Raw genomic sequence first — 25,274 nt, forward strand, 5'->3', positions numbered from 1 at the left:
CATGCAGATGATCGAAGAGGTCGGCGCAGCCGTGGCCGAAGTGCCTGTGCATGCCATCACCCTGTTACCTTCGGGCAAGGCCTTCACCAGCCAGGCGGGCGAAAGCGTGCTCGATGCCGCCCTGCGCCAGGGCATCTTGCTGCCCCACCAGTGCAAGACCGGCACCTGCGGCGCCTGCCGTGCCCGGGTGGTCGGTGGCAAGGCGGCGTGCCTGCCCGGCGCGCAGCCTGCTGCCCTGGCGCCGGACGAAGCCGGGCAGGGCGTATACCTGCTGTGCTGCACGCAGGCGAAAAGCGACCTGCGCATCGAATGCGCCGAGATTCCCCACATCCCCGGCATCGCCGTGCGCAAGCTGCCGGTGCGCGTGGCCGCGCTGGAGCGCCTGGCGCCCGATGTCATGCGCGTGCAGCTGCAGCCCCCGGCAGGCCAGCGCCTGCACTACGCCGCCGGGCAGTATGTGGACGTGCTGCTGCCTGGCAACCGCCGGCGCAGCTACTCGCTGGCCACGCCGGCCCGTGACGGGCAGGAGCTGCTGGAACTGCATATCCGCCACCTGCCGGGCGGCCTGTTCACCGACCAGGTGTTCGGCAAGCTCAAGGTGCGCGACGTGCTGCGCATCGAGGGACCGTTCGGCACCTTCGGCATGCACGATGGCGCATCGCAGGCGCCGGCCATCCTGCTGGCCAGCGGGACCGGCTTCGCGCCCGTGAAAGCGCTGGTGGAGCAATTGCTGGCCGCTGGCAGCGGGCGCTGCATCCACCTGTATTGGGGCGGCCGTGCGCAGCGGGATCTGTACCTGCACGCCCTGTGTCTCGCGTGGGAGAAGACCCTGCAGGGCCGCCTGACCTATGTGCCCGTGCTGTCGGATGCGCCCGAGGCCGACGCCTGGACCGGCCGCACCGGCTGGGTGCACCAGGCCGTGCTGCAGGACCATGCGAACCTGTCGCAGCACGAGGTGTATGCCTGCGGTGCGCCGGCCATGGTGGATGCTGCGCGGCGCGATTTTGCGGCCCAGGCCGGCATGCGGCCCACGGCGTTCTTTGCCGACGCCTTCGTGGCGCAGCCGGGGTGAGCCGGATTCAGTGCGGCTGGCCGTGCCGCTGGCGCGTGTCCGAAGGCGTCTCGCCAAAGCGCCTGCGGTAGCCCTCGGCGAAGTGCCCCAGGTGAAAGAAGCCGTAGCGCGCCGCGATGTCCGAGACCTGCGGGGCGCGCTCGGCCGCGCAGGGCTGCTGCAGTGCTGCGCGCGCGGCATCGAGCCGCAGCTCGCGCAGGAAGGCCATGGGGCTCTTGCCCGTGCACTGGGCAAAGGTCTGCTGCAGTGAGCGGGCGCTGACCCCCGCGTGCGCGCACACCTCGGCCAGGGTGATGGGCAGCTCCAGCCGGCTGTGCATGAACTCCTGCGCGCGCTTGACCACGCGCGGCAGCACCACGGGTGCGCTGCCCGGCATGGCCGTGCCGGCCGCCAGGGCCTGTGAATAGTTGTGCTGCGTGGACAGCAGCAGGCTGGTGAGCAGATGGTTCTCGGCCTGCTCGGCCAGCACCGGGTGGCCCAGCAGGAAGGCGTTGGTCTCCACCGCCGAGCGCAGGTAGGCAATGAAGCTGGCCATGCCCATGAGCGCGGGCTGGGCCAGGTCCACCCCTAGGTCGAACACCAGTGGCTGCTGCACCGGTGCCTGCAGCAGGGCCGACAGGCGGGTATGCAAGGCCGCGCGGTCGATCTTGACGATGAACTGGGGGCTGTCTTCGTGCCAGCGCATGGACAGCGGCTCGGTGGGCGAGGGCAGCGAGGCCATGAGCGCATGCGATTCCACCGCCTGGCCGCCGCAACGCACCGTGGCGCCACCGCGCAGCGGTATCTGCAGCAGGTAGAAGCCGCCCAGGTGGCCCGGCTCGATGCGCACGGCCGGGCCGTACTGCACGTAGTTCAGGCTGGCATCGCGGTGCAGGGGCACGCTGTGGTGGCAGGCATCGAGCTGCGCGCCCCGGTGCAGGGTGGCCAGCTCGTGCGGGCAGAACACGCGGCCCACGAACTCGCGCGCCTCGTCCAGGTCGTGGCTGTCGAACAAGCGAAAGCGCTCCAGCGGTAGCGGGTGCGCGGTGCTGCTCTGCTGGGCGGTGTGCATGCGGTTCGGCCGGTGGGGTGTTGGTTCTTGGGCAAGCACGAAACACGCCACGGCAGGGGGCGCGAAAACATGCGTTTGCGGGATACGCCCTGCGCTTTCGGGATGCGGATGCGCGGGCTGCCTTTCTATTCTTGTGCAGGCCCCGGGTGCTGCGCAAGAGCGTTAGCACCCGGGTGCACAGGGCGGATGTGACGGCGTGTTACCGCTGATGCACTGCAACATGTTTCGGACAACACAGGAGTCAGCATGGTCCAGGGATTCGACAGCATGCGCGGCAAGAGCGCGATCGTGACCGGGGGCGCCACCCTCATCGGCGCCGGGGTGGTGCGTGCCCTGCACCAGGCTGGGGTGCGGGTGGTGGTGGCCGACATCAACGCCGAGGCCGGGCAGGCGCTGGCGGACGAGCTGGGGGTCGGGGTGCTGTTCAGCCGTACCGACATCACTGATGACGCCCAGGTGGCCGCTTGTGTGGCCCTGGCCGCAGAACGCCACGGCGGGGTGAACTACCTGGTGAACCTGGCCTGCTCGTACCTGGACGATGGCATCGCCTCGCCGCGCGAGGACTGGCTGGCCTCGCTCAACGTCAACCTGGTCAGCGCGGTGATGGTGCTCAAGGCCGTGCGCCCGCATTTCCAACAGGCCGGGGGCGGGGCGGTGGTCAACTTCACCAGCATCTCCTCGGGCGTGGCGCAGACCGGGCGCTGGCTGTACCCGGTGGGCAAGGCGGCCATGGTGCAGCTCACGCGCAGCATGGCCATGGACCTGGCGGGCGAGGGCGTGCGCGTGAACAGCGTTTCGCCCGGCTGGACCTGGTCGGCCATCATGGACCAGCTCACCGGCGGCGACCGCGCCAAGACCGACCGCGTGGCCGCGCCCTTCCACCTGCTGCGCCGCGTCGGCGACCCGGCCGAGGTGGCCAACGTGGTGCTCTTCCTGTGCTCGGACCTGGCCAGCTTCGTGACCGGTGCCGACTATGCATGCGACGGCGGCTACTCGGCCATGGGGCCCGAGTCGCACGAGCCCGCCATTCCCAAACTCATGTCCTGAAGGAGCGCCACCATGACCAGAACCGTAGGCATCATCGGTGCCGGCTTTGCCGGCCTTTCCACCGCCAAGGTGCTGCGCGCCTTCGGCTTCGAGGTGACGGTGTTCGAGAAGGAGCCCGACGTGGGCGGCGTCTGGGCTGCTTCGCGCCGCTACCCGGGCCTGACCACGCAGAACCCGCGCACTACCTATGCGCTGTCGGATTTTCCGATGCCGGCCAGCTACCCCGAGTGGCCTTCGGGCCAGCAGGTGCAGGCCTACCTGCAGTCGTATGCCGAGCACTTCGGACTGGTGCCGCACCTGCGCATGTCCACCACGGTGGAGAGCGCCGTGCTGGACGAAGAGGCCGGCGTGTGGACCCTGAAGGCGCGCCGAGCAGCAACCGGCCAGGGCGGCGCCTTGCCGGCCGAGGTGCACCGCTTCGACTACCTGGTGGTGTGCAACGGCATCTTCAGCGAGCCGGCCGTGCCGCAGTACCCGGGCGCGGATGCATTCGTGGCTGCTGGCGGGCGCGTGTGCCATACCAGCCAGTTCAACGACGCGAACGAGGCGCGCGGCAAGCATGTGCTGGTGGTGGGCTACGGCAAATCGTCGTGCGACGTGGCCAATGCCATCGCGGCCGACAGCGCCAGCACCACGGTGCTCGCGCGCCAACTGATCTGGAAGATCCCGAAGAAGTTCATGAACGTGCTGAACTTCAAGTTCCTGCTGCTCACGCGCATGGGCGAGGCGCTGTTCAAGTACATCGAGCCCAAGGGGTTCGAGAAATTCCTGCACGGCCCGGGCTTGCCGGTGCGCAACTCCATGCTGGGCAGCGTGGAGTCGGTGGTCACGCGCCAGCTCAAATTGCGCGAGATCGGCCTGCACCCGGGAACGCCGCTCGAAACCATCGCCCGCAGCACCGTGAGCCTGGTGACCGACGGCTTCTACGAGAAGGTGGCTGCCGGCGAATTGGGTGTGCGCAAGGGCGTGAGCATCCGTACGCTGCAGCCCGGCCAGGCCGTGCTGAGCACGGGTGAGACGGTGCCCGCCGACCTCGTGGTCTGCGGCACGGGCTGGCACCAGCAGGTGCCGTTTCTGGACAGCAGCGTGCTGCAGCGCGTGGCCGATGCGCGCGGCAATTTCCGCCTGTACCGCTCGATCCTGCCGGTGGCCATGCCGCGCCTGGCGTTCAACGGCTACAACTCCTCGTTCTTCAGCCAGCTCAACTGCGAGATCGGTGCGCTATGGCTGGCCAACCACCTGCGCGGCGGGCTACAGCTGCCACCCCCAGACCAGATGAACGCGCAGATCGACCGGCGCCTGGCCTGGATGGAGGAGCGCACCGACGGCAAGCATTCCAAGGGCACCAACATCATCCCGTTCTCGGTGCACAACATCGACGAGTTGCTGCAGGACATGGGTTTGCCCCTGGGCGTGCTCACCCGCTTCAAGCAGTGGCTGGGGCCGGTGGACCCGGCGGACTATGCTGTGGTCACGCGGCAACTGCTGGCGCGGCATGCCGGCGCATCCCCTGCGGCTGGTGCGTCGCAGGCCGTGCCCGGTGCTACCGCTTCCTGAAACTCCCACGAACCCAAGACCATAAGGAACCCTACCATGCCAGGACAATGGACTACGCTCGACGCTGCAGACGGCAGCGGCAGCTTTCGCGCCTACCTTGCCACCCCCGCCAGCGGCAGCGGCCCTGGGCTGGTGCTCGCGCAGGAGATCTTCGGCGTGAACGCCACCATGCGCGATGTGGCCGACTACTACGCCGAGGAAGGCTATGTGGTGCTGGTGCCCGACCTGTTCTGGCGCCAGGAGCCTGCCGTGGAGCTGGACGCCGCCAGCGACATGCCGCGCGCCTTCGGGTTCTACCAGGGCTTTGACGAGGCCAAGGGCGTGCAGGACCTTCAGACGGCCATCTCGGCGCTGCGTGCGCGCCCCGAGGTCCGCGCGCACGGCGGCAAGGTGGGCGTGCTGGGCTTTTGCCTGGGTGGCAAGCTGGCCTACCTGGCCGCCTGCCGCACCGATGCCGACGTGGCCGTCGGGTACTACGGCGTGGGCATCGAGGCCGCGCTGACCGATGCGGCGGACATCCAGTGCCGCCTGGTGCTGCACATCGCCGAGCTCGACGGCTTTTGCCCGCCCCCTGCGCGCGAGGCCATCGTGCAGGCCCTCTCGGGCCGCGAGAGCGTGGAGCTGTACGTCTACCCCGGCACCGACCATGCGTTTGCGCGCGCGGGGGGCGACCATTTCCACAAACCTTCGGCGCTGATGGCGCACCAGCGCAGCGTGGCCGCGCTGCGGCGCGAGATGGGCCCGCACTACGACCTGTCGGCTCTGTGGGACAAGCACTGCGAGTACGAATTCGCCACGCGCGACGTGGACGCCACCATGTCCACCATGGTGGCCGAGCCCTATGTGAACCACATCCCCACCATGACGGGCGGCGTGGGCTACCGCCACCTGCACGACTTCTACACGCGCCACTTCGTCAACAGCAACCCGCCCGACACCAGCCTGACCCCCATCTCGCGCACGGTGGGCGCCACGCAGGTGGTCGATGAGATGCTGTTTTGCTTCACCCACACCACCGAGATCCCGTGGATGCTGCCCGGCGTGGCGCCCACGGGCCGGCGTGTGGAGATACCGCTGCTGGCGGTGGTGAAGTTTCGCGGCGACAAGCTCTACCACGAGCACATCTACTGGGACCAGGCCAGCGTGCTGGTGCAGGTGGGGCTGCTGGACCCCAAGGGTCTGCCCGTGGCGGGGGTGGAGGCGGGGCGCAAGTTGCTCGATGAAACGCTGCCGTCGAATGGGCTGATGGAGCGTTGAATGCAGGGGGTCTTCTCGTTCTAGGTGATAACCCGACAGGCCGTGCGACTGATGTACCGCATCAGAAACAATGATTGGCGGCCGGTGACCGGGCCGCCTACATTGGGGCCACTAGAACATAGAGGAGACATCCATGCAGCGCATTCTTTGTGCGGGGGCCCTGGCCGCCGGTTTGTTGTGTGCCGTGCAGGGCGCCCAGGCGGGCACCGTGACGGTGCTCACGTCCTTTCCCAAGGAACTCACCACCGCGTACCAGAAAGCCTTCGAGGCCAAGAACCCGGGCATCAAGATCGAGATCCTGAACAAGAACACCACGGCGGCGATTGCCTATGTGCGTGAGCTGCCCGAGGGCCAGCGGCCCGACATCATGTGGGCCTCGGCCCCCGATGCGTTCGAGGTGCTGGCCCGCAACAAGCTGCTGCAGGCTGCACCGGACACCAAGAACCCCGCCGCGCCGGCCAAGATCGGCAACTACCCGCTCAACGACCCGCAGGGCCTGTACTACGGCCAGGCGCTGGCGGGCTACGGCATCATGTGGAACACCCGCTACCTGCAGGCCAACAAGCTGCCTGCGCCCAAGGCGTGGGCCGACCTCACGCGCCCTGAATACTTCGGCCACGTGGCCATCTCCTCGCCATCGCGCTCGGGCACCACGCAGCTCACGGTGGAGACGATTTTGCAGGGCGAGGGCTGGGACAAGGGCTGGGCCCAGTTGCTGGCCATGATGGGCAATGCCGCCGCCGTGACCGACCGCAGCTTTGCCGTGCCCGATGGCGTGAACAACGGCCAGTACGGCATCGGCATCGTGATCGACTTCTTTGGCCTGGCGGGCAAGTACTCGGGCTTTCCGGTGGATTTCGTCTACCCGGCCATGACGGCCGTGGTGCCAGCCAACATCGCGTTGATCGCGGGCGGCAAGAACACGGACGAGGCCAAGAAGTTCATGGCCTTCAGCATGTCCACCGAAGGGCAGCAACTGCTGTTCGATCCCAAGATCAGCCGCCTGCCCATCCTGCCCTACAGCAGCCTCAAGGCACCCGCAGGCTACCCCGTGCCGCAGGAGGTGGCGCAGCGCGCCAAGGTGCAGTTCGATGCCGTGCTGTCCGAGAACCGCTACCAGGTGGTGACCAGCCTGTTCGACCAGATGGTGACCTTTCGCCTGAAGGAGCTGCAGGCCGCCACCCGCGCCATCCATGATGCGGACAAGGCCTTGAAGGCCAAGCCCAACGCCAAGGGCGCCGAATTGCTGCAGCAGGCGCGCAGCCTGGCCTTCACCTCGCTGGTGGGCGAGGCCAATGTGAAGAACGAAGAGTTCCTCGAACTGTTCCGCAAGAACCGGCGCGATGTGGCGGTGTCCAAGCAGCTCACGGGGCTGGAGCAGCTGTGGGCCACCAAGGCGCGCGAGAACTATGACCGCGCGCGCACGCTGGCCCAGCAAGCACAGGGCATGGCCAAGTAAGAAGACGGCACGCACTCCACACCACAACCCGGCGCAATCGCGCCCAAGGCGCCCTGCAGGGGCGCCGGGAAGCCACCACCATGTCTGCTGTCTACTCCGAACCCGGCGCCGCCGGGCCCGGTGCGGCCCGCCCGCGCCTGTTGCATGCCCTCACGGGCGTGGGCCCCTGGATCGCCTTCGGGCTGATCCTGGCCTTCCTCTTGCTGTTCTTGCTGATCCCCGTGGGGCTGGTGGTCTATACCGCCTTCATCAACGAGACGGGCGCGCTCACGCTGGGGCACTTCGCCAACTTCTTCGAGCAGTCGGTGTTCCGCGAGTCGTTCTTCAACAGCCTCGTGGTCTCGCTGGCCAGCGTGTTCTTTGCGAGCCTGATCGCCGTACCACTGGCCTACCTCACGGTGCGCTTCGAGTTCCGCGGGGCACTCTTGATCCAGACGCTGGGCGTGCTGCCCCTGATCATGCCGCCCTTCGTCGGGGCCGTGGCGCTGCAGCTGATCTTCGGGCGCAATGGTTCAATCAACCTTCTGCTCAACGAATACTTCGGCTTCACCGTGCCCATCATGGACGGGCTGGTGGGCGTGACCTTCGTCGAGAGCATTCACTACTTTCCGTTCATCCTGCTGAACCTGGTGGCCTCCATGCGCAACATCGACGGGGCCATGGAAGAGTCGGCCCTGAACCTGGGCGCGCGCGGCTGGCGGCTGTTCCGCCGCGTAATCTTCCCGCTGGCCATGCCGGGCTACCTGGCCGGTGCGGCGCTGGTCTTCGTGAAGGTGTTCGACGACCTGGGCACGCCGCTGGTGATGGGCGTGACCAACATGCTCGCGCCCCAGGCCTACCTGCGCATCACTTCGGTAGGCATCGACGACCCGCTGGGCTATGTGATCAGCGTGATCATGATCGCCTTCTCGATCCTCGCGCTGTGGATGGCCGCGCGCGTGATGAGGGGCAAGGATTACGCCACCCTGCAAAAGGGCGGTAGCTCGCTGCAGCGCAGGCGGCTGTCGGCGTGGGAGTCGGTGCTGGCCTATGGCTGGATAGGGCTCATTCTGGTGGTCACGCTGGCGCCGCACATCGGCATTTTGCTGATGTCGTTCTCCAAGGTGTGGAGCTTCTCGGTGCTGCCCGATTCCTACACGCTGGAGCACTACGCCACGGTGTTCACCGACTCCAAGCAGATGATAGGCAACACGCTGCTCTACTGCTTCATCGCGGCCGGGCTGGACGTGGTGATCGGCACCTCGATTGCCTACCTGATTCTGCGCACGCAGCTGCCGGCACGCCGCTGGCTCGACTACCTGGCGTCGGCCGCGCTGGCCATCCCGGGGCTGGTGCTGGCCATTGGCTACCTGCGCATGTTCAAGGGCGTGAACCTGCCGTTCACCGATACGCCGGTGGTCACCACCTGGGTGCTGATCATGCTGGCCTACGCGGTGCGGCGCCTGCCGTATGCGCTGCGCTCGTGCATGGCGGCGCTGCAGCAGGTGCATGTGTCGCTGGAAGAGGCGGCGCAGAGCCTGGGGGCGTCGCGCCTGTCCACCATCCGCCGCGTCATGGTGCCGTTGATGATGGGCGGCATTCTCGCGGGCTTCGTCACCAGCTTCATCACGGCGGCGGTGGAGCTGTCGGCCACCATCCTTCTCTCATCGGCACAAAGCCAGGCGCCCATGAGCTACGGCATCTACCTGTACATGCAGAGCATCTCGGGCCGCGGCCCGGGCGCGGCGCTGGGTGTGCTGGCCGTCGTGGTGGTGGGGCTGGGTACCTATTTCTCGCACCGCTTCGTGGAGCGCTCGCGCACCACGGTGCAGGCCAAACAGGGGTGAACATTCCATGCATCTGAACAAAGTCTCTCTCGACGCCCGGCACATCAGCCTGAGCTATGGCAGCACCGAGGTGCTGCGCGACGTCAACCTGCGCATCGAACCCGGCGAGTTCTTCGCCCTGCTGGGCCCTTCGGGCTCGGGCAAGTCGACCCTGCTGCGCCTGATCGCAGGCTTCAACCAGCACCAGCGCGGCGAGCTGCTGGTGGACGGGCAGGACATCACCGGCACGCCGCCACACGCGCGCAACGTGGGCATGGTGTTCCAGAACTACGCGCTGTGGCCCCACATGACGGTGTGGGACAACGTGGCCTTCGGCCTGGTGGAGCGGCGCGAGACCAAGGATGCCATCCGCCGCAAGGTGGGCGCGGTGCTGGAGCTGGTGGGCCTGGGTGACTACGCGCAGCGCCGGCCCGGGCAGCTCTCGGGTGGGCAGCAGCAGCGCGTGGCGCTGGCGCGCACCGTGGTGATCGAGCCCAAGCTGCTGCTGCTCGACGAACCCCTGTCCAACCTGGACAAGCAGCTGCGTGTGCAGATGCGCGAGGAGCTCAAGAACCTGCAGCGCAAGCTCGGGCTGACCACGATCTTCGTCACCCATGACCAGGAGGAGGCCATGACCACGGCCGACCGCATGGCCGTGCTGGACAAGGGCATCCTGCAGCAGGTGGGGGCCGCCACGGGGCTGTACGACTTTCCCATCAACCGCTTCGTGGCGGGCTTCGTGGGCACGGCCAACCTGCTCGAGGGGCAGGTGGTTTCCGTGGGCGGCGAGACGCTGGTGTTCCGCGTCGATGGCCTCGGAAACCTCACGCTGCCCCGGCCGGCCGACCCGCCGGCCGTGGGCGCTGCGGCCATGGCCTTCCGCCCGCACCAGGTGAGCATCCGCGTGCGCGACGAGCAGGTCGATGCCTCGCGCCTGTGGCTCAACGGTCTGGTGGAGAGCGCCGAGTTCCTGGGCGAGTTCTCGCGCTACCGGGTGCGCGTGGGGGAGGTGGCCATGGTCACCGACCAGCCGCACTATGCCGGGCTGGCCATGTTCGCGCCCGGCTCGGAGGTACGCCTGGGCATCGAGCCCACGCAGGTGCGCTTTCTGGACCAGTAAGAAGGTGTGACCACGCCACAATGCAGCCCGATGCCTGAACCTTTCTTCTTCTTCTGCTTCTCCGTGGCCTGACCGGCATGGAGATCTACCAACTGCGTGCCTTCGTCACGGCGGCCAAGCTCGGCCATGTGACGCGCACCGCCGAAGCGCTGCACCTGACCCAGCCGGCCATCACCGCCCAGATCAAGGCGCTGGAAGAGGAACTGGGCGTGGCCCTGTTCGACCGGCGGCCGGGCCGTATCAGCCTCACGCGGGCCGGCGAGGCCTTGCTGTCCGATGCCGAGAACGTGCTCACGGCCGCCGGGCACCTGCTGGGCAAGGCGCGCGACCTGCAGGGCGAGGTCACCGGCTCGCTGACCCTGGGCACGGTGGCCGACCCCGACACCCTGCGCCTGGGCTCGCTGCTCGGCGCGCTGGTGCGCACCTTGCCGTTGCTGGAAATACGCACGCGCAATGGCCCGGCCGAAGAACTGCGCGAGCAGGTCGCGGCGGGGCTGCTGCAGGGTGCCTTCTACATCGGCCCCAACATCCCGCGCGAGGTGATGGGGCTGGCGCTACAGACCATCCACTACCGCATTGCTGGACCGGCCAGCCAGGCGCCGCAGGTGCTGCATGCGGGCTGGCGCGACATCGCTGCCATGCCCTGGATCGGTGCGCCGCCGCTGCACCATGTGCAGACGCTGATGCGCGACATGTTCGCGCGCCAGGGGCTCACGCCGCACCAGGTGATCGAGTCCGACGAGGTCTCTTTGCCGCAAAGCCTGGTGCGTGCGGGCGTGGGCCTGTCGCTGCTGCGCGAGGACGTGGCGCTGCCCGCCAGCGAGCGCGGCGAGGTGGTGATCTGGCCGCATGCCCGGGTGGGGGCGCTTCTGAGCTTCATCTATCCGCGCGCGGCCGAGCACGACCCGGCCATCGTGGCCACGCTGCAGTTGCTGCGCAGCGTCTGGGGTCTGTCGGGGTAAGGGCTGGGGGTGGTCAGGCCCTGGCCTGCAGACTTTGCCGGCAACCCGTAAACTGCGCGGCTTGCCAACGGAGTCCGCATGAAAACCATCCAGCTCGGTCAGAGCGATCTGCACGTCACCCCCATTTGCCTGGGCACCATGACCTTTGGTGAACAGGTCAACGAATCCGATTCCCACGACATCCTCGCCCGTTCGCTGGCCCGGGGCGTGAACTTCATCGACACCGCCGAGATGTACGCGGTGCCCGCCAAGGCCGAGACCTTCGGCGCCACCGAGACCATCATCGGCAACTGGTTCGCGAAGAACCCGGGCGCGCGTGAGAAGCTGGTGGTGGCCACCAAGGTGGCTGGCCCCTCGCGCGGCATGCCCTGGGTGCGCGAAGGCAAGGGCCTGACGCCTCAAGACATCGTCGCATCCTGCGAAGGTAGCCTGCGCCGCCTGCAGACCGAGGTGATCGACCTGTACCAGATCCACTGGCCTGAGCGCCATGTGCCGGCTTTCGGCACCATGTACTACGACCCGGCCAAGGAAACCTCACAGACGCCCATCCACGAGCAGCTGGAAGCGCTGGCGGGCCTGGTCAAGGCCGGCAAGGTGCGCTATGTCGGCCTCTCGAACGAGACGCCCTACGGTGTGCATGAGTTCGTGCGCCTGGCCGAGCAGCATGGCCTGCCGCGCGTGGCCACGGTGCAGAACCCCTACTGCCTGGTCAACCGCACCTGGGAAAACGCGCTGGACGAGACCTGCCACCGCCTGAACGTGTCGCTGCTGGCCTACTCGCCCCTGGCCTTCGGCCTGCTCACGGGCAAGTACGACGAGAGCGGCACCACCGGCCCCGATGCCCCCAAAGGCGCCCGCATCTCGTCTTACGAGTCGGTGCGCAAGCAGCGCTGGGGCCGACCCGAGTCGCTGGTGGCCGCGCGCCGCTACAACGCGCTGGCGCGCGAAAACGGCCTCACGCCCACGCAGCTGGCGCTGGCGTTCTGCTACACCAAGTGGCAGGTGGCCAGCACCATCATCGGCGTGACCTCGGTGGTGCAGCTCGAAGAAGACCTGAACGCCTGGGGCACGGAGCTGTCGCCCGAGCTGCTCAAGGCCATCGACGCCATTCGCCTGGAGTTGCGCGACCCGGCATTGTGAAGCCCCCCTGAGTCGCTTCGCGCCATCCCCCCAGGGGGACGCCCCCAGCGCGGCGGAGCGGCCCTTGCGCGGGGGCACTGGCCGGACCGTGCCACTTTCAGGCGCTGGTGATCGTGCTCAGCGCGCCTTCCTTCCAGGGCACGCCACCGGGCTCGCCCAGGTCCCAGAACAGGCCCGCCATCACGGCCAGGCCTTCGCGGGCCACGCTGGCCAGCAGGTGCTCATTGGGCGCATGCTGGGCACAGGCCGGGTACGAGTGGGGCACCCACAGCGTGGGCAGTCCCAGGTCGTCGGCAAAGATGTCGTTGGGCAGGGAGCCCGCCAGGTTGGGCAGCAAGGTGGCGGCCTCGCCCGCGCTGTGATGCATGGACGCCAACGCCCAGTCCACCCAGGGGTTGTGCAGGTCCAGGCGCGTGGCGCCGCACTGCATCCCGAGTTCGATCTCCACGTCGGCAAAGCCGTGTGCGTCCAGGTGGGCGCGCACGATGTCCTTGACGTTTTTCCAGTTCGTGCCGACCACGAAGCGCAACTGGCAGTGCGCCACGGCGCTGGAGGGAATCGCATTGACGGGGCGCGCGGGCAAGCCTGCGCCCAGGGCCAGCACCTCCAGCGTGTTCCAGCCCACGAGCTGCTCGGCCGAGGTCAGGCCCGGTTCGCCCCAGCCCGGCGTCAGGGCTGGGTCGTCGGCGCCGCCGCCGATCACCACGTCTTTCAGGGCGGTGCGCAGCTTCTCGGGCAGCGGTGGGGGCAGCAGGCCGGGCACGAGCATGCGGCCACGGGCGTCCACCATGCTGGCCACTGCATGGGCCAGTACCGTGGCGGGGTTGGAGAGCACGCCGCCCCAGTTGCCCGAATGGTAGGCCTTGGGCCGGCTGCTCATCTTGAGCGAGAAATTGATGGCGCCTCGCGAGCCCAGAAACAGCGTGGGCCGGGCCGCGTTCACGCGCGGGCCGTCGCTGGCGATGAAGAGATCGGCCCTGAGGGCCTCGCGCTGCTGCTGGCAGAAGGCCGCCAGGCCCGGTGAGCCGGCCTCCTCGCCCATCTCCATGAGCAGGGTCACGTTGTAGCCCAGGCGCCCCTGGCGGGCGGCGATGGTCTGTGCCAGGGCCGCGAGCACCACCGTGTGCTGGCCCTTGTTGTCGGCCGTGCCGCGGCCGTACCAGCGGTCCCCTTCGATCTTCAGTTCCCAGGGCGACAGGCCTTCGCGCCAGTTGGCGTCCTGCCCGTTGACCACGTCGCCATGGCCGTAGGTGAGCAGCGTGGGCAGATCGGGCGACTCCACGCGGCGCGCCAGCAGCACCGGGCCACCGCGTGCGTCGGGGTTGTCCAGCACCTCGCAGGCAAAGCCCAGCGGTTCGAGGCCGGGCACGATCTCGTCGGTCAGGTACTGGCGCAGGGCGGGGGCGCCAGGCTGGCCGGTGTCGCTCTCGGTGCGCCAGCCCACGCGGCGGCGCAGGTCGGCCTCGAAGCTGCCGCCGTCGAAGTGGTGCTGGACGCTGGCCAGCAGTTGTTCGCGGGATGGGTTCATCGTCGTTGTCGTCATGCTGTCATCACTCCACAATGATTTTGGCGCGGTGTGCCAGGGCGCGGTAGCGCCCGATCTCGTCGTCGATCACGGCACGCGTGGCCACGGGCCCCAGGTGCACGGGCTCCATGCCCTGGGCTCGCATCTGTTCCTGAATGGCGGGGTCGCGCGTGACGGCCTCGACCTCGGTCACCAGCCGGCGGATGATGGGCAGCGGCGTGCGTGCCGGCGCGGCGATGGCGTACCAGGCGTCGAACGCCGCGTCGGGCAGCTGGAGTTCGGCCACCGTGGGCACGCCGGGCAGCATGCTGGAGCGGCTCTTGCCCGCAATCGCCAGGGCACGCAGCTTGCCCGCGCGGATCTGCGGGGCAGCGGCGGCCACGGTGTCGATGCCGAGTTGGATTTCACCGCCGATCAGCGCCATCAGCGACTGGCTGCTGCCGCGGTAGGGCACGTCCTGCAGCTGGATGCCAGCGGCCTGCTCCAGCAGTGCGCCCGCCAGGTGTGGGCCCGAGCCGGAGCCGAAGGTGGCGTAGTGGAGGGTCTTGGGCGCGGCCTTGGCAGCTGCGATCAGGGCGTTGAGGTCCTTGTAGGGTGCACTCGCGCTGACCACCATCACCAGTGGCGCGCGGGCCACGGTGGCCACAGGGATCAGGTCCGTCGCAGGGTCATAGGGCAGCTTGCTGCGCAGCGCGGGGTTGACCGAGTAGCTGGTGGAGCCCGAGACCAGCAGGGTGTAGCCGTCGGGCTTGGCACGCACAACGGCCTCGGTGCCGATGATGGTCGAGGCACCGGGCTTGTTGTCCACCACCACGGGCGTGCCCAGGCGGGCACCGAGCTTTTGGCCCAGGGCGCGGGCCACTGCATCGGTGCCACCGCCGGGCGGGAAGGGCACGACCAGGCGCACGCTCTGCTCGGGCCAAGGGTCTTTGGCGGCAGTGGTGGTTTGGGCATGTGCCGCTGTCAACGTGGTGGCAAGCACGGCAAGAAGCAGGGGGATTCGAAGGCGGTGGTTCATGGAAGCTCCAGAGTAGGGCGCCGGGCTTTGCAGCGCAAGGCGCAGCACCCGCGTGGCTATCGGTTGATTGGAGCCTCGATGCACGCAAGATCGATGCTGGTTTACCATTGCTATTCATAGAGAATAAGCAACTAACCATTGCCTTGAAGGCAATACAAGAGCGCCTCATGTCCCTGTCCCTGCTGAGCCTGCCCCTGCGCTACTTCCTCGAAGTGGCCCGCACCGGCTCGGTCAACCAGGCCGCGCAGCGCCTGCATGTGGCCGCTTCAGCCGTGAGCCGCCAACTGGGCAAGCTGGAGGATTCGCTGGGTGTGTCGCTGTTCGAGCGGCAGCCGCGCGGCATGCGCCTGACGGCGGCGGGCGAGCGCCTGCTGGCGCATGCGGGCGCGCATGCGCAGGAGTCGGCCCAGTTGGTGGAGCAGCTGCAGGGCCTGGCCGCGCAGGAGGCGCGGCGCGTGCGGCTGGCCTGCACGGAGGGCTTTGCGGCGGGCTTCATGCCACTGGTGATGGCGGCGTTCCGCGGTGCTCACCCCGAGGTCGAACTGCAGTTGCATGTGGGCGTGCCCGAGGAGGTCTCGGCGCAGGTGGCGCGTGGCGACGCGGACCTGGCCCTCAAGTACAGCGTGGCGCCCGAGAAGGGCCTTGCGGTGCTGCACTCGGCCATTGCCCCGGTGTTCGCCATCACGGTGGTCGCCCATCCGCTGGCGCAGCAGCGCATGGTGAGCGTGGCCGACGTGGTGCGCTACCCGCTGCTGCTGGGCACGGCCGGCATCACCGGGCGCCAGCTGTTCGACCTCTCGTGCACGCTGCAGGGCCTGCGCTACACGCCGGCCGTGGTGAGCAACTTCTCGTCGGCGCTGCTGCCGCTGCTGGGGCCGCGTGACGTGGCGCTGGCCAGCTACCTCACGGCCGCGCGCTGGGTCGAAGAGGGTGTGCTTGCAGCCCGCCCGTTCGAGGACGTGCAGCTGCAGCAGCGCCGCCTGCAGGTGCTGGCGCTCGATGGGCGCGTGCAACCGCCGCTGGTGCAGGAATTCACCGGGGTGCTGGTGGCCGCCATCGAACAGTACGGCAAGCGCAAGGTGGGGCGGCGCAGGCGTTCTGCCTGATTCGGGCGGGTACCATCGGTGCACCATGGCCAAGAAAGAACATGTCTCCGAAACCCCCGCCACCCAGTTGCTCAAGGCGCGCCAGGTGGCCTTCACCGAGCACCCCTACGAGTACCTGGAACACGGCGGTGCCTTGCACAGCGCCGAGGTGCTGGGGCTCGACCCCTTTACCGTGGTCAAGACCCTGGTGATGCAGGACCAGAGCGCCAAGCCCCTGATCGTGCTGATGCACGGCAACCGCAAGGTCTCCACCAAGAACCTGGCGCGCCAGATCGGCGCCAAGTCGGTCGAGCCCTGCGCCCCCGAGGTCGCCAACCGCCACAGCGGCTACCTGGTGGGCGGCACCTCGCCCTTTGGCACGCGGCGCGAGATGCCGGTGTACATCGAAGGCAGCATCCTTGACCTGCCGCGCATCGCCATCAATGGCGGGCGGCGCGGTTTCCTGGTGCAGATCGACCCGCAGGTCTGCGTGCAACTGCTCGGTGCGCAGACCGTGCACTGCGCGCTGGCAGAATAGCGGGCCTGTGCACGCCCGCCGTGCGCACCCCCATTCCAAGGAGCTGATTTGACCGCCGTGTACCCCCTTCTGGCCACCATAGCCGCCTACCTGCTCGGCTCGCTGTCGTTTGCCGTGATCGTGACGCGCGCCATGGGCATGCGCGACCCGCGCACCTATGGCAGCAAGAACCCCGGCGCCACCAACGTGCTGCGCTCGGGCAGCAAGGTGGCGGCCGTCGTCACCCTGGTGCTCGATGCCGTGAAGGGCTGGCTGCCCGTGGCCCTGGTGGTCTGGTTCGGCAAGCCCTACGGGATGGAAGAGGGCACCATGGCGCTGGTCGGGCTGGCGGCCTTCCTCGGCCACCTGTGGCCGGTGTTCTTCCGTTTCGAAGGGGGCAAGGGCGTGGCCACGGCGCTGGGCGTGCTGCTGGGCGTGAGCGGCTGGCTGGGCCTGGCCACGGCGGTCACCTGGGTGATCATCGCCTTCTTCTTTCGCTATTCGTCGTTGGCTTCGCTGGTGGCGGCGGTGTTCGCGCCGGTGTACTACCTGCTGGCCGATGGCGTGGTCTGGAATGCCGATGGGCGCATTGCGGCCGCCATGGCCGTGATGGCCCTGCTGCTGGCCTGGCGCCACAAGGAGAACATCAAGCGCCTGCTGGAGGGCAAGGAATCGCGCCTGGGCAGCAGCAAGGTGGTCAAGGCCAAGGGCGCCAAGGGCTGAGTCCTTCAATACCGCGAAGGCTGCAGCCCGGTGGGCTGCCTTGCAATGAATCAGCGCGTTCCGAGGGATGCGGGTGCCGTGATGAGCGAGCGCATGCTCGAGATGCGCTGTGCCGCATACAGGCCCAGGCGCACCATGGTGCGGTGGTTGAGCTCCACCTTCACCGCGGAGCGGGCCACGGCCGACTGGATGCGCGGCTTGCCGCTGGCCGTCTGGTACAGGTTGGGCAGGTTCTGCTGCTGGCCCACAGGGTCGAGCAGGCTGGCCACCAGCGGGTAGTTGGCCTTTTCGCTGCGGCGCAGCACGATGGCCACCTCGCCGTTGTCCAGCCGCACAAAGGTGCCGGGCGGGCACAGGCCGATGGAGCGCACCAGCGTATAGCTGACCTCGTCGCGCTGGTCCACCTCCTGGCCCACGATGGCGCGCACCGAATCGGTGGCGCTACGCCCGGCGCGCGATTTGCGCGGGCTGATCATGGCCGCGTAGCGGTCGATGGTGCCCAGGATGCGCGTGAGGCGGTCCTCGGGGTTCTGCTGGGCCAGGGGAACCTGGTCGGCCATGTTGGTGTGGTGCTGGCCCACGACCTCGAGCCACAGCGGGTCGTTCACGAACAAACGCTCCAGCAGGGCCTGGCTCTCCTCAGGGTGGCTGCGGATGGCTTCCTGCTGCACGTTGCTGGGGCGCTCGCGCTGTTCGGCCAGTTCGTCCTGCAGCGCGGTCATGCCGATGTTCATGGTGAGCGCGGCGCGCACCAGGCTGTCGCGTTCGCTCTGCACCAGGCGCAGGTCCTGCGCCATGATGTGGCACAAGGTGCCGCAGACCAGCGCGTGCGCTGCGCTGTAGCCCACCGACGAGGTGGACGCCAACTGAAACATCAGGTACAGCGCCGCATCGATGTCGTGCGCCACCAGGTCCTGCAGCCACAGGTCGAAACTGCGCACCTTGCCCGGAAAATCCTGCACCTGCAGCGGCTTGGACAGCAGCACTGACAGGGCCGACTCCAGGTCCGACCACAGGCCGAGCAAGTCCTCGTACTCGCCCTCATGGGGGCTGCTGTTGCTGGGCAGGTGGGGGGTGGCGTTCATGGCGGGGTTGGTGGGGCCGCGCCTGCTCAGTGGCGCTTTTCCAGCACCATCTGGTCGTTGGTGCGGGTCATCTGGAACTGCGTCAGAAAGCTGTTGCCCAGCAGCACGAAGGGCATGCCCTCGGGCATGATGACCGCCGTCACACCGAGCACTTCCACATCGCCCAGGCGCACGGAATTGAGGCGCACACGCCAGCCGGTGGCAGAGCCGTTGGCCGTGCTCATGATCACTTTCTGGCTGTCGTCGACCTTGATGCCCATGCGCTCCGCATCGGGCCTGCCGATGGCGACCACGGACGCGCCGGTGTCCACCATGTACTTCATCTGCTTGCCGTTGATGGTGCCGGTGTTGACGAAGTGGCCCTGGCTGTCGGCCATCAGCACGATGCGCTTGCCGCTGCCGCTGGAACCCAGCGCCACGGGGGACTCACCCAGCCTCAGCATCCGGCGGGCGCCCTGGACTTCCACCGTGGCCTCATCGCGCGTCACGGACAGCACCTTCACGCCCTGGTGCGTCTCGCCCGGTCCGACGGCGCGCGGTGCGCTGCCATCGACCACCAGCAGCGCCTTGCTGCCGAGCACGCCGGCCAGGGCGATGGACTGGTCGGCGGCCACCGCAGGCAGCGCAATGGCCAGGCCGGCCGCCAGGGCCAGGGAGATCGCAGTGCGAAGGGCTTGCATGGAGGTCGAGGCCGCGCAGGTCCGTTCAGTCGCGGAAATTGTCGAACGACAGGGGCACGTCGGTCACGTCCTTGCGGATCAGTGCCATGGCGGCCTGCAGGTCGTCGCGCTTGGCGCCGGTGATGCGCACCTTGTCCTCCTGGATGGCGGCCTGCACCTTGAGCTTGCTTTCCTTCATGAGCTTCTGGATCTTCTTGGCCAGCTCGCTTTCGATGCCGTTGCGCACTTTGATGACCTGCTTGACCTTGTCGCCGCCCATTTTCTGCACGTCGCCCATGTCCAGAAAGCGCACGTCCACATTGCGCTTGGTGAGCTTGTTGCGCAGCACGTCTTCGATCTGGGTGAGCTGGAAGTCCGCATCGCCGATCAGCGTGATGTCCTTGTCCTTGATCTCGATGCTGGCCGACGTGCCTTTGAAGTCGAAACGGGTGCCGATTTCCTTGGCGGTGTTCTCGACCGCGTTCTTCACTTCGACCAGGTTGGCTTCGCAGACGGTGTCAAAAGATGGCATGGTGGTGGTTCTCTCTCTCGGGAATACGGTTTTCGCCGCAGCGCCAGGATGCGCGGGTGCGACAATCGGGTCAATGTTAGTCGAGAAAAACGCCCCTTTGCAGCCCTGCAACACCTTCGGCATTGCGGCACGCGCCCAAACCCTGGTGCGCGTGCGCTCGGCCGATGATATTTCGGCCTTCCTGGCCGATAGAGAACTGTCTGGCAGCCCGGTCTTTGTGCTGGGCGGCGGCAGCAACATCATTCTGACCGGTGACGTGCGCCCCGTGGTGCTCAAGATGGAGATCAAGGGCCTGCGCCTGGTCGAGGAAACCCCCAAGGCCTTCATCGTCGAGGCCGGTGCCGGCGAGGTCTGGCACGACTGCGTGGCCTGGACCCTCGCGCAGGGCTATCCGGGCCTGGAAAACCTGGCGCTGATCCCCGGCACCGTGGGGGCATCGCCAGTGCAGAACATCGGCGCCTATGGCGTGGAACTGCAGGACCGCTTCGAGTCGCTGGACGCGATGGACCTGGCCACTGGCGAGCGCTTTACGCTCAACGCCGCACAGTGCGCCTTCGGCTACCGCGACTCGGTGTTCAAGCACGCCCCTTCGCAACCCGAGGTGGCCGGTGGCCTGCCGCGCGGCATGGGCCTGGCCGGGCGCGCGGTGATCACGCATGTGCGGTTCCGACTGCAGCGCCCCTGGAAGCCGGTGCTGGGCTACGTGGAGCTGGAGCGCCGCAGGGCCGAGGCCGGTATCGACCATCCCACGGCACAACAAATGTTCGACTGGGTGTGCGATATCCGCCGCGCCAAGCTGCCCGACCCCGCCGTGGTGGGCAATGCCGGCAGTTTCTTCAAGAACCCCACGGTATCGCCCGAGCAGTGCGCCGACATCATCGCGCGCGAGCCCAAGATCGTGCACTACCCCATGCCCGATGGCAGCATCAAGCTGGCCGCCGGCTGGCTCATCGATGCCTGCGGCTGGAAGGGTAAGTCCATCGGCAAGGCCGGCGTGTACGAAAAGCAGGCCCTGGTGCTGGTCAACCGCGGGCGCGGTGCCCACAGCGTGACCGGCGGCGAGGTGATGACCCTGGCCAAGGCCATCCAGACCAGCGTGTACGAGCGCTTTGGCATCCGGCTGGAGCCTGAGCCGGTGGTTGTATAGGCCGCTTCTGTTCGCCCCCCAATGCAAGAAAGCCACCCGAGGGTGGCTTTCTTCATGGTGCGGGAGCGGTGTTACTCGCCGCGCTCGTTGTTCAGCTGCGCCAATGCGGCATTGCCGTCCAGCGACAGCAGGCCGCTGCGCGCGTACACGCCCAGCTTGGCACGCGTGTCGATGATGTCCAGGTTGCGCATGGTCAATTGGCCGATGCGGTCGGCGGGCGAGAACGGCGCGTCTTCGACCTTTTCCATGCTCAGGCGCTCGGGCGCGTAGGTCAGGTTGGGCGACTCGGTGTTCAGCAGCGAGTAGTCGTTGCCGCGGCGCAGTTCCAGCGTCACGGTGCCGGTGATGGCGCGGGCCACCCAGCGCTGGGCCGTGTCGCGCAGCATGATGGCCTGGGGGTCGAACCAGCGGCCCTGGTAGAGCAGACGGCCGAGCTTGAGGCCGTTCAGGCGGTACTGCTCGATCGTGTCCTCGTTGTGGATGCCCGTCACCAGGCGCTCGTAGGCGATGTGCAGCAGCGCCAGGCCCGGGGCCTCGTAGATGCCGCGGCTCTTGGCCTCGATGATGCGGTTCTCGATCTGGTCGCTCATGCCCAGGCCATGGCGGCCGCCGATGCGGTTGGCTTCCAGGATCAGGGCCACGGGGTCGCTGAACTCCACGCCGTTCAGGGCCACGGGCTGGCCTTCCTCGAAGCGCACCGAGACTTCCTCGGATTGGACCTGCACGTCGTCCTTCCAGAACGCGACGCCCATGATGGGGTTCACGATGCGGATGCCGCTGTTCAGGAACTCCAGGTCCTTGGCCTCGTGCGTGGCACCCAGCATGTTGCTGTCGGTGCTGTAGGCCTTCTCGGCGCTCATCTTGTAGCCGAAACCTTCCTTGGTCATGAAGGCCGACATCTCGGCGCGGCCACCGAGCTCGTCGATGAACAGCTGGTCCAGCCAGGGCTTGTAGATCTTGAGCGAGGGGTTGGTCAGCAGGCCGTAGCGGTAAAAGCGCTCGATGTCATTGCCCTTGAAGGTCGAACCATCGCCCCAGATGTGGACGTCGTCTTCCTTCATGGCGGCCACCAGCATGGTGCCGGTGACGGCACGGCCCAGCGGCGTGGTGTTGAAGTAGGTGACACCGGCGGTGCTGATGTGGAAGGCGCCGGCCTGCAGGGCGGCGATGCCTTCGTGTGCCAGTTGCGTGCGGCAGTCCACCAGGCGGGCCTTTTCGGCGCCATATTCCATGGCCTTGGCGGGGATGGCGTCGTAGTCGGGCTCGTCGGGCTGGCCCAGGTTGGCTGTGTAGGCGTAGGGCACGGCGCCCTTGTTCTTCATCCAGCGCAGCGCGGCGCTGGTGTCGAGGCCGCCGGAGAAGGCGATGCCGACCTTCTCGTTGAGGGGCAGGTTCTGGAGGATGGTGGCCATGTCGTTCAGTGCTTTCTGGCGGCTCAGCCGAAGTGGCAGATGTAGTGGTAGGCGCTGGCGACGCGGATCTCGAACTTGGAGTTGCCGGGCACGCTGAACTTCTCGCCTGCGGCGGACCTGACCCAGGCGTCGGTGCCGTCGAGCTTGTATTCGCACTCGCCGCCCACGCATTCCATGATCTCGGGCGCGCCGGTGTTGAAGGTCAGCGAGGCGGGCAGCACCACGCCCACCGACTTCTTCGTGCCATCGGGGAAGGTGATGTTGTGGCTCACGCACTTGCCGTCGAAGTACACATTGGCCTGGGTGGTGACGGACACGCCGTCGATTTTTTCGGTGGTCATGGATGCGCGTTGGTTAGAGGGAAACCCCTGATTTTAGGCCACCGTGCTGCAGGGAAGCTTTCGATACGGCGCAGGGCAAAAAAAAGAGCCCCGAAGGGCTCTTTGGAGGACTGGACACCAGGGGAGGGCGGCCGTCAACGGCAATGGTCACTGGGCCGGCAGCGTGTTCATGCCGCCAGCTGCCTGGGCTGCCCGCCAAAACTCAGCGGTTTTTAGCGCCAGTAGGGATTGCGCGGGTGGTGGTACGAGCGGTCGTAGCCGTACTCGATCACCGTGACCGGGGGCGTCACGTAGGTGGGGGGCGGTGCCGGGTAGGTCGAGGTGACCACGCCGGGCTGGGCATAGCCCTGCTGGTACGAGGGCTCGGTGGAGTAGGTCTGGCCCGGCTGCACGCTCACGGGGATCCAGCGGCCCGGGTCGTACTGGGTGCGGGTGGTGTACTGGCGGCCTGCATATTCGTAGGTCACGTTGTAGCCCACGGTGCGGTTCTCGTAGTAGGTCTGGTTCTGGCAGCGCTGCACGTTTTCGTACTGCGGCTGGCCGCCCTCGATGTTGTTGCCCAGCACGGCACCACCGATCAGGCCCAGTGCCGTAGCCGCCGCGCGGCCACTGCCCTTGCCGATCTGGTTGCCGACGGCACCGCCAGCAATGGCGCCAATCACTGCGCCGCCACCCGTGGTGCGGTTGCCGCTGTACACGGTTTCGTTGTTGCATACCTGCTGGGGCACGGCCACCTGCTGGACGATGGGGGTGGTTGAGAGCACGCGGCCCTGTTCCTGGGCTGCGGCCAGGGAGGCAATGGCTGCCATGGCGGAAAAAATGACGATCTTTTTCATGGAGAAACTCCTTTCAGGTCGGTACATAACGCACCAGACTGTTGAAAAGTTTAGGCGCAACCCGTCAATACCGGGTGGGCAGGCCGTAAAACTGCGTAAAGATTTGTGCAATATCTCCGGTTTCAGTGCACGCAATCTCTGCGATGTCAGCTGTTGGAGCCCGCTGAACCCCATTCGTTCCAGGTTTCGGGCACAAAGCCGACCGAAATACGGGTGGTGCCGCCCTGCACCCACTCCACCACAGGGCGTTTGACCACGCTGGGCTGGGCCTGCAGCAGGGCGCTGGCGCTGGCGTCGTCGGTCACGGCGGCCTGGGTGTCTGCGTCGAGCTTGCGCCAGGTGGTGCCTTGGCGGTTGACGAGCTTGTCACGCCCCGCAGCTGCCAGCCAGCCGGGCAGGCGGTCGGCCGGCACGCCTTGCTTCTTGAAATCGTGGAACACGTAGGCCAGGCCCTGGTCGGTGAACCAGGTGCGCGACTTCTTGACGGTATCGCAGTTGGGAATGCCGTAGACGGTGATAGTGGGTGCAGTTGTCATGGGAAATAGGGCTTGAGGATGTGTGTGACCGTGGGCTCGGCGACAATCGCGGGCTGTATGCACACCAATAATATCGACACCCTGGAAGGCTGGCTGCAGCACTGCGAGCAGCTGCACCCGCACAACATCGACATGGGCCTGGACCGGGTCAGCGAAGTGGCCCGCCGCATGGCGCTGCGCTTCGACTGCCCGGTGATCACCGTGGCGGGCACCAATGGCAAGGGATCCACCTGCGCCATGCTGGAGGCCGTGGGCCTGCAATCGGGCTACCGCACGGGGGTCTACACCTCGCCGCACCTGGTGCATTTCGAAGAGCGCTGCCGCGTGCATGGCGAGATCGTGGCCGCCGCCGACCTGGTGCCGCACTTCGCGGCGGTGGAGGCCGCCCGGGTGCAGGGCGGCGAGGCCATCTCGCTGACCTACTTCGAGTTCAGCACGCTGGCCATCCTGCGGCTGATGAGCCAGGCGCGCCTGGACCTGGCGATCCTGGAGGTGGGCCTGGGCGGGCGGCTCGACGCCACCAACATCATCGACGCCGACTGCGCCATCATCACCAGCATCGACATCGACCATACCGAATTTCTGGGCAAGGACCGCGAAAGCATCGGTCGCGAGAAGGCCGGCATCATGCGCACCGGCCGCCCGGTGATCGTGAGCGACCCCATGGCCCCGCAGAGCGTGGTGGACCATGCCACCGAGATCGGCGCCGACCTGTGGCGCTCGGGCCGCGACTTCAATGTCTCGGGCGACAAGCAGCAGTGGAGTTGGGCCGGGCGCGGGCGCCGCTATGCGGGCCTGGCCTACCCCTCGTTGCGCGGTGCCAACCAGCTGGTGAATGCCGCCGGCGTGCTGGCCGCCTTCGAGGCGCTGCGCGAGCGTATTCCCGTCACGGCCCAGGCCGTGCGCACGGGCATGGCCATGGTGGAGCTGCCCGGGCGCTTCCAGATCGTGCCGGGCGAGCCCACGCTGGTGCTGGACGTGGCGCACAACCCGCATTCGGTGGCGGCCCTCACGGCCAACCTGGATGCGATGGGCTTCTTCCCCACCACGCACGCCGTGTTCGGCGCTATGGCGGACAAGGACCTGGCCACCATGCTGGCCAAGGTGGGCCCGCTGGTGGACCGCTGGTACTTCACCAGCCTGCCCACGGCGCGGGCCGAGACGGGGGCGGCGGTGCAGCAGAAGTGGAACGCCCTGCAGATGGTGGCCGGCGGGCGCCGCGAGGTGGCCACCAGCGTGCACCAAGACCCCATGCAGGCACTGCAGGCCGCCGTGGCGGCGGCAGGGCCCGCTGATAGAATCGTGGTCTTTGGCTCGTTCTACACGGTGGGCGGGGTCTTGATCAACGGCACCCCCCGCCTGCACGCCAAACATCTGGGCGCGTAAGC

At 67.5% G+C, this 25,274-nt stretch carries 24 protein-coding genes; 14 read left to right on the plus strand and 10 right to left on the minus strand.

The features are described 5' to 3' along the window. Position 1: 1 nt before the first annotated feature. Positions 2–1,072, plus strand: a complete 1,071-nt coding sequence (locus ACSQ9E_RS08585; protein WP_436217452.1) for a CDP-6-deoxy-delta-3,4-glucoseen reductase — start codon at positions 2–4, stop codon at positions 1,070–1,072. 7 nt (positions 1,073–1,079) lie between these two features. Here ACSQ9E_RS08585 and ACSQ9E_RS08590 read toward each other — a convergent pair whose 3' ends face one another. Next, complete coding sequence (locus ACSQ9E_RS08590) at positions 1,080–2,123, minus strand: AraC family transcriptional regulator (protein ID WP_436217453.1); 1,044 nt, start codon at positions 2,121–2,123, stop codon at positions 1,080–1,082. Positions 2,124–2,369: 246 nt separating this feature from the next. Here ACSQ9E_RS08590 and ACSQ9E_RS08595 point away from each other — a divergent pair, with 246 nt between their 5' ends. The 8 genes from ACSQ9E_RS08595 (at position 2,370) to ACSQ9E_RS08630 (ending at position 12,470) form a co-directional block, all read left to right on the plus strand. Further along, positions 2,370–3,170 (plus strand): SDR family oxidoreductase, encoded by an 801-nt coding sequence (locus ACSQ9E_RS08595; protein ID WP_436217454.1) that lies wholly within the window; start codon positions 2,370–2,372, stop codon positions 3,168–3,170. Between the two features lie 12 nt (positions 3,171–3,182). After that, complete coding sequence (locus ACSQ9E_RS08600; RefSeq protein ID WP_436217455.1) at positions 3,183–4,727, plus strand: flavin-containing monooxygenase; 1,545 nt, start codon at positions 3,183–3,185, stop codon at positions 4,725–4,727. Positions 4,728–4,763: 36 nt separating this feature from the next. After that, positions 4,764–5,984, plus strand: a complete 1,221-nt coding sequence (locus ACSQ9E_RS08605; protein WP_436178849.1) for a dienelactone hydrolase family protein — start codon at positions 4,764–4,766, stop codon at positions 5,982–5,984. Positions 5,985–6,117: 133 nt separating this feature from the next. Continuing rightward, entirely contained in the window at positions 6,118–7,443 is a 1,326-nt protein-coding gene (locus tag ACSQ9E_RS08610; protein WP_057265815.1) for an ABC transporter substrate-binding protein, read from the plus strand. Between the two features lie 80 nt (positions 7,444–7,523). After that, entirely contained in the window at positions 7,524–9,269 is a 1,746-nt protein-coding gene (locus ACSQ9E_RS08615) for an ABC transporter permease (protein ID WP_436217456.1), read from the plus strand. A 13-nt stretch (positions 9,270–9,282) separates the two neighbouring features. Next, a complete protein-coding gene (locus tag ACSQ9E_RS08620; protein WP_200963917.1) occupies positions 9,283–10,368 on the plus strand; it encodes an ABC transporter ATP-binding protein in 1,086 nt (361 codons plus the stop codon). Between the two features lie 77 nt (positions 10,369–10,445). Then, positions 10,446–11,330, plus strand: coding sequence for a LysR family transcriptional regulator (locus ACSQ9E_RS08625; RefSeq protein ID WP_057203613.1), 885 nt, complete (start codon positions 10,446–10,448; stop codon positions 11,328–11,330). A gap of 78 nt (positions 11,331–11,408) precedes the next feature. Further along, the gene (locus tag ACSQ9E_RS08630; RefSeq protein WP_057203612.1) at positions 11,409–12,470 is read left to right on the plus strand and encodes an aldo/keto reductase; all 1,062 of its coding nucleotides are present in this window, start codon (positions 11,409–11,411) and stop codon (positions 12,468–12,470) included. A gap of 97 nt (positions 12,471–12,567) precedes the next feature. On the opposite strand, the gene ACSQ9E_RS08635 is transcribed toward ACSQ9E_RS08630, so the two are convergent. Next, entirely contained in the window at positions 12,568–14,013 is a 1,446-nt protein-coding gene (locus ACSQ9E_RS08635; RefSeq protein WP_436217457.1) for a M20 family metallopeptidase, read from the minus strand. Between the two features lie 7 nt (positions 14,014–14,020). Further along, positions 14,021–15,013 (minus strand): Bug family tripartite tricarboxylate transporter substrate binding protein, encoded by a 993-nt coding sequence (locus ACSQ9E_RS08640; RefSeq protein WP_436217458.1) that lies wholly within the window; start codon positions 15,011–15,013, stop codon positions 14,021–14,023. 167 nt (positions 15,014–15,180) lie between these two features. Here ACSQ9E_RS08640 and ACSQ9E_RS08645 point away from each other — a divergent pair, with 167 nt between their 5' ends. Genes ACSQ9E_RS08645 through plsY form a run of 3 tightly spaced genes read left to right on the plus strand, consistent with a single transcriptional unit; the run spans position 15,181 to position 17,338 of the window. Then, positions 15,181–16,119 (plus strand): LysR family transcriptional regulator, encoded by a 939-nt coding sequence (locus ACSQ9E_RS08645; protein WP_057265801.1) that lies wholly within the window; start codon positions 15,181–15,183, stop codon positions 16,117–16,119. 25 nt (positions 16,120–16,144) lie between these two features. Continuing rightward, positions 16,145–16,636 (plus strand): aminoacyl-tRNA deacylase, encoded by a 492-nt coding sequence (locus ACSQ9E_RS08650; protein WP_057265799.1) that lies wholly within the window; start codon positions 16,145–16,147, stop codon positions 16,634–16,636. Between the two features lie 48 nt (positions 16,637–16,684). Next, positions 16,685–17,338, plus strand: a complete 654-nt coding sequence (plsY, locus tag ACSQ9E_RS08655; RefSeq protein ID WP_057203607.1) for a glycerol-3-phosphate 1-O-acyltransferase PlsY — start codon at positions 16,685–16,687, stop codon at positions 17,336–17,338. Between the two features lie 50 nt (positions 17,339–17,388). On the opposite strand, the gene ACSQ9E_RS08660 is transcribed toward plsY, so the two are convergent. Genes ACSQ9E_RS08660 through ACSQ9E_RS08670 form a run of 3 tightly spaced genes read right to left on the minus strand, consistent with a single transcriptional unit; the run spans position 17,389 to position 19,614 of the window. After that, positions 17,389–18,423 (minus strand): HD-GYP domain-containing protein, encoded by a 1,035-nt coding sequence (locus tag ACSQ9E_RS08660; protein ID WP_057203606.1) that lies wholly within the window; start codon positions 18,421–18,423, stop codon positions 17,389–17,391. A gap of 26 nt (positions 18,424–18,449) precedes the next feature. Then, entirely contained in the window at positions 18,450–19,103 is a 654-nt protein-coding gene (locus ACSQ9E_RS08665; protein ID WP_057203605.1) for a retropepsin-like aspartic protease family protein, read from the minus strand. A gap of 25 nt (positions 19,104–19,128) precedes the next feature. After that, the gene (locus tag ACSQ9E_RS08670) at positions 19,129–19,614 is read right to left on the minus strand and encodes a YajQ family cyclic di-GMP-binding protein (protein ID WP_008906652.1); all 486 of its coding nucleotides are present in this window, start codon (positions 19,612–19,614) and stop codon (positions 19,129–19,131) included. Positions 19,615–19,687: 73 nt separating this feature from the next. Here ACSQ9E_RS08670 and murB point away from each other — a divergent pair, with 73 nt between their 5' ends. Further along, a complete protein-coding gene (gene murB / locus ACSQ9E_RS08675) occupies positions 19,688–20,761 on the plus strand; it encodes a UDP-N-acetylmuramate dehydrogenase (RefSeq protein ID WP_436217459.1) in 1,074 nt (357 codons plus the stop codon). Between the two features lie 71 nt (positions 20,762–20,832). Here murB and argG read toward each other — a convergent pair whose 3' ends face one another. The 4 genes from argG to ACSQ9E_RS08695 all read right to left on the minus strand — a co-directional run bounded on the left by argG (position 20,833) and on the right by ACSQ9E_RS08695 (position 23,886). Next, positions 20,833–22,173: an argininosuccinate synthase gene (gene argG / locus ACSQ9E_RS08680; protein WP_057265792.1), complete on the minus strand. Its 1,341-nt coding sequence runs from the start codon at positions 22,171–22,173 to the stop codon at positions 20,833–20,835. A 23-nt stretch (positions 22,174–22,196) separates the two neighbouring features. Then, positions 22,197–22,514 carry a pyrimidine/purine nucleoside phosphorylase gene (locus tag ACSQ9E_RS08685; protein WP_428000295.1) on the minus strand — a complete coding sequence of 106 codons (318 nt, stop codon included), beginning with the start codon at positions 22,512–22,514 and terminating at the stop codon, positions 22,197–22,199. A gap of 212 nt (positions 22,515–22,726) precedes the next feature. Continuing rightward, the gene (locus ACSQ9E_RS08690; RefSeq protein ID WP_057265790.1) at positions 22,727–23,350 is read right to left on the minus strand and encodes a glycine zipper 2TM domain-containing protein; all 624 of its coding nucleotides are present in this window, start codon (positions 23,348–23,350) and stop codon (positions 22,727–22,729) included. Between the two features lie 146 nt (positions 23,351–23,496). Continuing rightward, complete coding sequence (locus ACSQ9E_RS08695; protein ID WP_436217460.1) at positions 23,497–23,886, minus strand: arsenate reductase; 390 nt, start codon at positions 23,884–23,886, stop codon at positions 23,497–23,499. Between the two features lie 57 nt (positions 23,887–23,943). Here ACSQ9E_RS08695 and folC point away from each other — a divergent pair, with 57 nt between their 5' ends. Beyond that, entirely contained in the window at positions 23,944–25,272 is a 1,329-nt protein-coding gene (gene folC, locus ACSQ9E_RS08700; protein ID WP_436217461.1) for a bifunctional tetrahydrofolate synthase/dihydrofolate synthase, read from the plus strand. The last annotated feature ends 2 nt before the right edge of the window (positions 25,273–25,274 follow it).

The organism is Acidovorax sp. LjRoot118 (assembly GCF_964253575.1).
Classification (GTDB): domain Bacteria; phylum Pseudomonadota; class Gammaproteobacteria; order Burkholderiales; family Burkholderiaceae_C; genus Acidovorax.